Raw genomic sequence first — 9,180 nt, forward strand, 5'->3', positions numbered from 1 at the left:
GAGCAGCGGACTTTTAATCCGTTGGTCGAGCGTTCGAATCGCTCACGACCCACCACTTTTCCTAAGCCTAAACATTTGTTTAGGCTTTTTTCTTAGTCACCGCCTATATTGGGGTGTGCCTGTTTTGTGTCGAAACCAAGACCGACACTGTCCAATATAGCCGCGTGTCCGTGCAAATGTTCGGGGGCTAGATGGGCATACTTCTGAACCATCCCGACATTTTCCCAACCACCCATTTCCTGCAAAGCGGCGAGCGGAACTCCGGCTTGTACCAACCAACTTGCCCATGTATGCCTCAGATCATGCCATCTGAAATCAACAATGCCTGCCTGAGACAATGCGTTTTTCCAAATACGCGAACTGATGCTTTTCACGGGTTTACCGTTTGGTAGAGTAAAAACAAAAGATGGATGTTTGCCCATCCGTTTTTCCAATATACCGAGTGCCGTCTGATTCAGGGCAACGCCGATAGCGCGTCCTGCTTTGGCTTCGTCTGCCTCAATCCATGCCGTCTTGCGACTTAGATTGATCTGCGACCACTTCAGCCCCAGTACATTGCGTTGTCGCAAGCCTGTCGCCAAACTGAACACTGCCATATCAGCTAAATACTCCGGCAGGGCATCAATCAGCCTTTGGGCTTCTTCATGCTTCAGCCAACGGATACGGCGTTTGGCTTCACGATACAGTTTCAACTTCGGCACATTGTCCAGCCAGCCCCATTCTTTTTCCGCCTTATTCAAAATCGATCGGATTAAAGCAAGATAGCGATTTTTGGTACTGTCCGAACAAGTCATGCGGTTAATAGTCTGCATGATGAAATCACGGCTCATATGGTGCAAGAAGATACCTCTGAAATGAACTAGACAGCGCAAACGGCTTATGTCATCCCTGATGCTTTTCTTGTCCCCCATCTCTTCAATCCACCGAACTGCCGCTTCATCCCACAGTCGTTTCGGTTTTTCGTTGAAATGTTCCTGCTGCCACAATTCATGTTTCAGTTTGTCATGCAGCCTTTGGGCTTCATTTTTGTCTTTGGTGCGAGAAGATTGTCTAATTCTTTGACCGCTTTGCGTTGTGATGTCAATGTAATAGACGCCATTTTCGCGTTTATAGATCGGCATTTTTGTTCACTCCTACTTTCGAGTGAAGCCAGCATCCGCGCATTTTCCAGTTCGTTTATAAATGCGTCAAGTGCGGGCTGCGTGATACAGTATTTCCGTCCGGGCATGGAGGCTGTCAAACGGCCGGCGCGGATATGTTCCCGTATGGTTTCGGGATGGCATTTGCAGTATTAAGCCGCTTCTTTCACGTCATATGTCTTCATGGATTACCTCGATATTTCATAAACCGTGTAGGGCGCATTTTCCTGTAGTAGCGACAGCCGTCTAACTGCCGCATATCGCTTGATACGGGATTCCAACACTAAAAAGTTGTTTCGGTCGATATAAAACAGCAGGCAGAGATAACCCTGCCTGTCTGCTTCGAGTGGAACGAGACGGAAGTGAGGAAACTGATCATCCTTTGGATTAAACAGGACGCTTACTTTTACGGTAACAACTTCTACACTCTTCTCAATCAGCATAAAGTTCCCTAAACAAATTTCAGAACAAGTATGGAACAGAAGAAAATCAGTGCCGCAACTAACCATGACCGGTTTATCTTCGTTGTTACTTCGTCAAGGTATCCCTTCATTTGTTTGTCAATTTTGGCTTGGATTGAGGCGTACAACTTGCCTTCACTTTCAGCTAGCTCTTTACCATACCCTGCTAGAAGATCTGCCATAATCTGTTCACGATAAGTCTTCAAATCTTCAGCAATTTGAACTGCCGTTTTCAACGGTTCTTCGATTTCAGCAGTAATTCCGTCAAAATCCTCACGAGTACGGTTACGTTGTTCTTCCAACAAGGCTTTCATCCGGCTTTCCTGTACCAACAGAATAGCAATAACCGGATCGTCTGCTGTAAGTTTGATACCTGAAACCCGGAACACGTCAGCAATAATGGCATCTACTTCTGCTTTTCCCATATCATGCCTCTGATTTTTCCGATTGGCGTTGAGTAGCCAAAAACTCTATTTGATCCAGTTGTTCATACAACTCACGCTGTACCGTACGCAGACGTTGGCGAGGCATCAAGCCAAATGAGTCAGATGTAATTGCTTCAGACAAAGACAGATTTTTGCTTGTCATCTCCTCCAGGTCTTTACCAAAAGTGTCGGGATTCCGGTTTGGAATATGGACAATACCGATAATTTGGTCTTTAAAGTCTTTATAAACTTTAAACTGGTCAAACGGCTTCTCCTGCTCCACGTTTCCACGAAAATCGTTCAACCACACAACAACTTCAGCTTTCAGGCTTTTCAGTATTTGAACCAAACCTGTAATACAGTCGTTCAATGCCTGTCCACCCGTCAGTGGTACATGAATTACCATCCGCACATTATTCTCAGCCAACAATTCCGGAATTGAGTTCTCCGCCATATAGGACATCAACGGTACAAACGTTGCCGCCCCGTTATCAACAATGGCTATGCCTTCTTCGAATACTAATTTTTCTACCAAACCGTCAAAATTCCGTGAATTGATAGTATTGTGTTCCGTCATGATTTTAACCAGCTCGGGTTTGAAAGCCTGATGACGCAAGAAGGTTTGGTTTACAGGGTCAGTATCGAAACAGTGTAGAGGAACAGGCAATTCTGCGGCATTTTTTAAGTAGTCGGCAAGAAATGTGGCAATCGTAGATTTACCGACACCACCCTTACCTTGTGCAATAAAATGGACTTCTTTCATGGCATAACCTTTCGTTTGTTCAAATGATTTTTTACAAAAAGAAACCTGCTCGTCCCTGAACAAGTTTGTGTTTGTAAAAAAAGCAGCCCTATATAGCAGGGCTGCCGAAGCTGCTAAACATTTATGCCTATGTAGAGCAGGAGTGAAGATTTAACGAATATCTACCCAGCGACCACCATTCTTCTCTTCGCCGACATATCGAACTTTATCGCCCGCAGTCGTCCATCCGTGGTCGTAATAAGCCTTGCAGTATTCCGGTTTATCAGGTCTGACGTAAAACTTTTTAACCATCTGGCAATTTTCATCAATCGTATATTGTCGGCCAAAGCGATATTTGTTTTTTTGTTCGCATACCTTCTCAAACCTTGAATAACGCATCATACGGTTCAACTCTTGAGCATCACACCGGCCAGCTCCATTTGCAATTGCATCAACCAAACCCGACATTTCGGCACTTTCCGAACTACTCGGACACATTTTTAAAAAGTTACGACGCGCCTTGATCGTATTGCCCAATTTTTTGTGGCGAATCGAAAAATATCGTCTAATAGAAGACGCACATTCGCTTGGACGATCACCTGATGACAGACATAAAATTGCCTTACACGCCAAGCGCGTATCGCCTGTAAGCACATCGTCAGCATAAGTCGCCGGCGCTGCTCCCAGTAACGCCGCAATTAACAAACCCAAAGATTTTTTCATACACACACCTTTTCCATATTGAAATAAAAGACGAAAAAAAGGATAATCTGCGTACCCCTACGAGATCATCCATCTCAACTTAAAAGCCGCTTTTGAATGAAAGCGGCTTTTTCATTGCCAAACAACTGTGCGAACTTGGAACTTACATCCATCCTGAACGATATTCACACACAAATCACCATTACCTTTCATCAACAGATCAACCTGTTTAGATGCGGCTCTCATACTATGATAAGTACCAATAATGATTTGCTTAACGGGCTTGCGGATTTTTTTCATGTTACTTCCTTTCGCTTTTAGATGAAGTGAAGGTCGTCTGAAACCATTTTCAGACGACCTTGAGAATAGGCGGGCATTTCTCTACCCGTGTTAAGATTGGATTACCACATCTTCTCTTTACACGAAACAAGAAATGCCCATGAAAAACAATCAAAAAGAGTTATTTGAAAATATTACTATCAGCGTTGTTTATGGCTCGCTTTTGATAAAAAGTATGCCTCTATTTATTTTTTTATGCGTGATATTTTCCGCTTGGCAGCTATGGGAAAACCATAGTGAAATCTCAATAAAATTCAAATGGACATGGAAACTATTTGTTTCTTCAGCACTTGCATTATTTATCGCCAAAATATTTTCGATCCATCATTTCAATCACAAATATGGGATCTATCCCGAATATCTTAACTATTCAATTTCTGTATGGACTATCATCACTGCTATTACGTTTTTAACCCTTCCAATCTTGTGGCATATACTCAAACTCATAATAGAGGGTAGAAATGCCCCGTTATTTAAATCTTTTAAAAAAGGTATCTATGCAATAACACTCTTAATGATGTGGGGACTTATTATCAAAGCATATGATAAAGCTACCGAGTATGATCGCTGGCCACTCATGTTGGATGCGTACAGCTATTCCGACTGCAAAACAAGTCAAGGTAGTATTGCCATACGAAAAGATGATACAACGTGTTACCGATTCATACTTAGCTATCCACTCAAAATAGAGATGCAGGAATATCCATCACCTAAACCATGAGGAGCAACCGTGGCATGAGCCGACATCCAAGGATAACCAAATAATCATTTCCGATATAATCCACACCTGAAATCCGATGGCTATCGTTGTCAAAGCCGATTGCCTATCGTACTCTTTCCAGCCTCGGAATATATAGAATGAATGCAACAACGCCCATGTTAAAATTATAGACAGTCTGATTTTATTGCAGCAGTCCACTTATCATTCATCTCCAAATGTGAACTAAGGCGGTAGAAAAGGTTGTCTAAAGCACGTTTTCAGACAACCTTGTTTTCAACTCTCCCGAAAAAATCCCGCAAACCTACCCTCAAATTCCTCCGCAATCTCTTCAATATCGTCAAAATCGCTATCTTTCCAAAGATCACTGTCATTTAGAAACCACTCGAATTTCCACCAGTATTCATTTGCGACGCGCGATGCGAGGAATGCGTCATCGTGATTCTCACGGTTCGCCTCAAAAATATCCTGTCCAGAACGCACATAAACTGACGATTGGTTTTCAAAATGTTCACTGATTTCTGCTGCCTTGTTTTGCAGTTCTTTAATCTTAGCCTTTATCATATTTGTCATAATGACACCTTTGAACTATAATAATTTTTCTGATTATTTCAGATGAACCCAAACGGAAACCCGCTTCTTGCACAAGCGGGCTTGGATTTGGATACATGTTTAAAGACGGGTAGCGCCGTCTGAACATTTGGGCATTTGCCCTACCGGACTTTTCCGATAAATACCCGCTCACGGCGGGGAATATAAAAATCAAAATGTGTTTTGCAGCTTGTCCGCAGATTATCGCTGCTGCATCGGGAATACGTCCCGATTAAGAAATACGTCCAACTTGCCGCCTGTTACCGGACCCCACTGGGCAACCCGGATGCGCGGCATTTTTTTTGGCAGGTCAGATGCTGCCTGCAACCGTTTGTCCGATTTACCCAAAGGCTCGATCACCTTTTTTACGCATGATGTTTCAGTCTTTTCAGGCCAAAATATCTCCGAAGGCCGGTTGCTTCGTTCTAAATATTTAAAGAGCGTTTAATTTCGATGAAACCAATTTTAAGATAACTTAAATAATTAAGTAAGCTGAAATTTAAGATTTATTTAATTTCTGTGATCTAGTTTAGACATGCTGTTGATTTTTATATATAAAATAAAAGGTCGCCTGATAATTCAGACGACCTTTTATTGGGAGAATTAGACTTTTATCGCTTCCTTCGAAAAATGCGATGTTCAACCATGGTACCGATCATTTCAATGGTGTGACGTGAAGAAGAGAACGGTGGAAAGTCCCGATTTAATGGAGAAAGAGAAAAACATTCGGTTTCTCCGTTCACAGAACTTACTACTTGATATTTTCTGAATACGACATCCTTATCAATTCGAGCAACTACAAACTCACCAGGTTCAGGCTTTTGTTCTATATCAACGACGATCACATCTCCTTCCACAAAATCTGGATTCATTGAATCACCAGAAATTTTCAATGCAAAGCATTTGTTGGGGTCATGGATATTACTCATAAGATAAGCTCCTTTTATTGGATTGGGTATTGGTATCCGCAGATTCCAATTTTCTATTTGAGCAATATCCAAAACGGGAATTTTCCGGTTGTTTGAATCCTCTATAAAAACTACGTTAGTGTTTGTATCTTCGCCTTCGCCTTTTAAAAGCCAACCTAAATCGCAACCAAGAATTTGAGATAGCTCGTATAAATTTTCTGCATTAGGTTTGGTCGTATTTGATTCCCACTGAGATATTGCCACATGGGAAACATCTTTGAGCTTCTTCGCCAGTTCTTGTTGAGTCCATCTGAACTCTTTCCTTTTTTGCCGAATCCGTTGTCCGATTGTCTTATTCACGATATTAGCCTGCTTGAAAAGTATTTAAGTTATCTTAACCTATCTTGCTTTAAGTTTTCTTCACACTTATAATTTAAGAATACTTAAAATGACAGGTAGAAATTATGTTAAAAGCAGATGTCCTAAAATTCTTCGGTTCTAAAAGTGCCACCGCACAGCACTTGGATGTTAGCCCTTCAGCAGTCACTCAATGGAAGGATATTATTCCCGAAAAACAAGCGTATAGGATTGAGAAAATCACAAATGGGAAATTGAAAGTCAATCTTTCTCTTTACAACAAGAGAAAATAGATAACCATGCTCACCGCCGACATCCGCCATCATATTACAACGGACTTCGTGGTTTACCGCGAGTTCGGGCTTTTGTGCGGCTCCAATATTCAGGCAGCGACATTATTGTCAGGGCTGTTTTGGTGGAGCGACGTGGCCGATAAAGAACCAAAACGTCAGGGTTGGTTTTATAAAACCGCTTCCCAGCTGTTCGATGAGTTCGGACTGACACGGCGTGGCTATGAAAAGGCAAGAAAATTCCTATCCAGCAAAGGCGTTATCCAATGCCGACGTGCAGGTGTACACGGCAGGATGCACTGGCAGCTCAATAAAGAGCGTCTGTTAGAGTTATGCTATCTTGTCAAAGGTAAACCAGTGCCGCAATTCAACAGCCGTTACCATCTCGATATCGACAATTTCCGTCTTGAAAAGTGGATCAATCTCGATCTTTGGAATGACTTCCTCAAAATGCGCGCCGAAAAAGGCAAATCAGTCACAATTAAGCAGAAAAAGATCCTGCTCAACCAACTCAAAGACCTCAAAAATAAAAATTACGACTTGGAAGCTGCTATGCGAAAAGCCATTCTAAACGGCTGGGCAGGCTTCTACGCATCCGACCGATCGCCAATCCCCTCACAGCCGACACCTGAAGCAAAAGCCCTTAAGGTACTCGCGGAATATGAGGCACAAATCAAACAATCCGTTCATCCTCCAGATACGGACGGACAGCGGAATCCTGACAACCCTCATCGTCAAAATCTCCTAAATTACTATAAGAAAAAACAGTAACCATCATCAGGCTGTTGGCACAGCCATGCCCCAAAGCTGCTACGGCAGCTTTTTTTGCGCTTTTTGCCGGTAGATATGCCGCCTAAAAGGCTGTTTTGTCTGTTTCTCTCAACAATTTGAGATGTGATGGGCTGTTTTTCTGCTTCGTTTACCTATTTTTATCCGAATCAAATTTAAAGAATAAGTTTTAATGTTGAATATAAGTATCTGAAAATATTATGTTTGTACATAATGAGCAAAGAACTTTGGCTTTAGAGGACATAGAACTTTGTCCGTATAGGACGGCCTTTATACAAAGACCACATCCACAGACCACTATCAAAAAATATTACAGGCTCGCGCCTGACTGTTTTTTATGCAATTTATGATGGATGTAGATGGATATTGACGTTTGAGAGGATATAGACTCTTTTTGAGGGAGAGATATGTACAGGTTTTGTGGATAAATGGGTTGAGACGAGATACAAAGTAAGGTAAAGTTACCTTACTTGTTTGATGGAGATTAATCATGGGAACGGCTTTGAGATTAACCGCTAAAAATCAGGTTACGCTGAAAAAAGAGTTTTTGCTGCATTTGGGCATTACTGCCGGAGACAGAATCCATGTCAGCAAACTGCCTAACGGCGAGCTGCGGATACGGGCAGAAAAGAAGAAACCTGTTTCTGACAAATCATTTAGGGATTTCGCCGGTTGTTTGGGCAATCCGCATGATGTTCATCTATCTATTGACGAGCTTAACGAAGCTATTGCCGATGCTGGGGCGGCGGCAGGTTCGGAAGGATTGAAAATCAAATGAGGCAGATTGCTATTGATACCAATGTTTTGGTACGGTTGTTCGTTGATGACGATTTGGTACAAAGAGATAAGGCATTGGAATTACTGGAAAGTGCTGATAGTGTGATTGTGCCAACCACGGTATTTTTGGAATGCGTATGGGTTTTGACCCGTAGTTATAAAATGGAAAAAAACCTTGTTTTGCAACAACTTCGCAGTTTTTCCGAATCTATCCCCAATTTGGTTATTCAGGAGGACGAGCTGGGAGAGGGGTTTGCAATTATGGAAGACAATGGCGATTTTGCCGACGGAGTCAACGAGTTTTTGGGACGCATGATGGGAGCGTCGTGTTTTGTTACTTTTGACCGTAAGGCAGCAGTTTTGCTTGAAAGTAAGGGCTTGGTAGTCGAGCAGATTAAATAATTCGTTATTGTTGGTACAGCCGTCTGAGTGAATCGGACGGCTTTTTCATTTGTATGCCTCTGGATCAATCTTGCTCTGCCAGTCAAACTTGCCTTTGCCTGCTGTTTCAGATGAGCCATTTGCCGGTATTTTTGAATTTTGCGATTCATTTTTTTGCGAATGATTTTGTAGATGCGGAGCTTTTTGAACTTCCACTTTGCTGTTTTCCGGTTTATGGACTGTTTCTGATTTTGAACGTGTTTTGATAAACCAGTTAATTGTCGTCAATCCAACTTTGAGACCGTTTTCCATCAAAAACTGTTGAATCTGTTTTTGAGAAAAGCCTTTTTGTTTAAGCAACAGGATGTCTGTTTTGAACGGCTCTAATTTAGAACGTCGTCCTTTTTCTTCCTGCTCAGTTATGAATTCTTCTACCGAAATACTCATATCCAATTCCAATCTAAAATCAAGCCATCTAAATCTAATAATTTCTATTAATAAACTAATATAATCTAATATTAAACTAATAAATCCATTTAATCAATCTAAAAATTAATCTAT

Annotated in this window: 13 protein-coding genes; 5 read left to right on the top strand and 8 right to left on the bottom strand. The window is 41.8% G+C overall.

What is annotated here, in order from left to right; translation table 11 throughout:
• Window positions 1–92: 92 nt before the first annotated feature.
• The 5 genes from Q1M25_RS05765 to Q1M25_RS05785 form a co-directional block, all read right to left on the bottom strand.
• Complete coding sequence (locus Q1M25_RS05765; RefSeq protein ID WP_300482777.1) at window positions 93–1,121, bottom strand: site-specific integrase; 1,029 nt, start codon at window positions 1,119–1,121, stop codon at window positions 93–95.
• Window positions 1,122–1,590: 469 nt separating this feature from the next.
• A complete protein-coding gene (locus tag Q1M25_RS05770) occupies window positions 1,591–2,025 on the bottom strand; it encodes a hypothetical protein (protein WP_300482780.1) in 435 nt (144 codons plus the stop codon).
• 1 nt (window position 2,026) lies between these two features.
• Window positions 2,027–2,788, bottom strand: a complete 762-nt coding sequence (locus tag Q1M25_RS05775) for a conjugal transfer protein TraL (protein ID WP_300482782.1) — start codon at window positions 2,786–2,788, stop codon at window positions 2,027–2,029.
• A 150-nt stretch (window positions 2,789–2,938) separates the two neighbouring features.
• A complete protein-coding gene (locus Q1M25_RS05780; RefSeq protein WP_300482785.1) occupies window positions 2,939–3,490 on the bottom strand; it encodes a TrbM/KikA/MpfK family conjugal transfer protein in 552 nt (183 codons plus the stop codon).
• A 111-nt stretch (window positions 3,491–3,601) separates the two neighbouring features.
• Window positions 3,602–3,769: a hypothetical protein gene (locus tag Q1M25_RS05785; protein WP_164836862.1), complete on the bottom strand. Its 168-nt coding sequence runs from the start codon at window positions 3,767–3,769 to the stop codon at window positions 3,602–3,604.
• Between the two features lie 139 nt (window positions 3,770–3,908).
• On the opposite strand from Q1M25_RS05785, the gene Q1M25_RS05790 reads away from it, so the two are divergent.
• Window positions 3,909–4,529: a hypothetical protein gene (locus Q1M25_RS05790; protein WP_300482789.1), complete on the top strand. Its 621-nt coding sequence runs from the start codon at window positions 3,909–3,911 to the stop codon at window positions 4,527–4,529.
• Between the two features lie 273 nt (window positions 4,530–4,802).
• Here the strand turns inward: Q1M25_RS05790 and Q1M25_RS05795 are convergent, their stop codons facing one another.
• Together Q1M25_RS05795 and Q1M25_RS05800 are read right to left on the bottom strand one after the other, a co-directional pair.
• Window positions 4,803–5,099 carry a hypothetical protein gene (locus Q1M25_RS05795; protein ID WP_254324145.1) on the bottom strand — a complete coding sequence of 99 codons (297 nt, stop codon included), beginning with the start codon at window positions 5,097–5,099 and terminating at the stop codon, window positions 4,803–4,805.
• Between the two features lie 629 nt (window positions 5,100–5,728).
• Entirely contained in the window at window positions 5,729–6,385 is a 657-nt protein-coding gene (locus Q1M25_RS05800) for a S24 family peptidase (RefSeq protein WP_300482794.1), read from the bottom strand.
• 104 nt (window positions 6,386–6,489) lie between these two features.
• Between Q1M25_RS05800 and Q1M25_RS05805 the strand changes: the two genes are divergently transcribed.
• The 4 genes from Q1M25_RS05805 to Q1M25_RS05820 all read left to right on the top strand — a co-directional run bounded on the left by Q1M25_RS05805 (window position 6,490) and on the right by Q1M25_RS05820 (window position 8,640).
• Window positions 6,490–6,675, top strand: coding sequence for a Cro/CI family transcriptional regulator (locus Q1M25_RS05805; protein ID WP_300482797.1), 186 nt, complete (start codon window positions 6,490–6,492; stop codon window positions 6,673–6,675).
• 6 nt (window positions 6,676–6,681) lie between these two features.
• On the top strand, window positions 6,682–7,443 hold the full coding sequence (locus Q1M25_RS05810; protein WP_300482800.1) for a hypothetical protein: 762 nt from the start codon (window positions 6,682–6,684) through the stop codon (window positions 7,441–7,443).
• A gap of 508 nt (window positions 7,444–7,951) precedes the next feature.
• Complete coding sequence (locus Q1M25_RS05815; RefSeq protein WP_300482803.1) at window positions 7,952–8,239, top strand: AbrB/MazE/SpoVT family DNA-binding domain-containing protein; 288 nt, start codon at window positions 7,952–7,954, stop codon at window positions 8,237–8,239.
• Entirely contained in the window at window positions 8,236–8,640 is a 405-nt protein-coding gene (locus Q1M25_RS05820; protein ID WP_300482806.1) for a type II toxin-antitoxin system VapC family toxin, read from the top strand. The genes Q1M25_RS05815 and Q1M25_RS05820 overlap by 4 nt, the downstream gene beginning before the upstream one ends.
• Before the next feature lie 45 nt (window positions 8,641–8,685).
• Here the strand turns inward: Q1M25_RS05820 and Q1M25_RS05825 are convergent, their stop codons facing one another.
• Window positions 8,686–9,066: a hypothetical protein gene (locus Q1M25_RS05825; RefSeq protein ID WP_300482809.1), complete on the bottom strand. Its 381-nt coding sequence runs from the start codon at window positions 9,064–9,066 to the stop codon at window positions 8,686–8,688.
• Window positions 9,067–9,180 lie beyond the last annotated feature (114 nt).

Origin of the sequence: uncultured Neisseria sp., from assembly GCF_951230505.1 — a bacterium.
Lineage (GTDB): Bacteria > Pseudomonadota > Gammaproteobacteria > Burkholderiales > Neisseriaceae > Neisseria.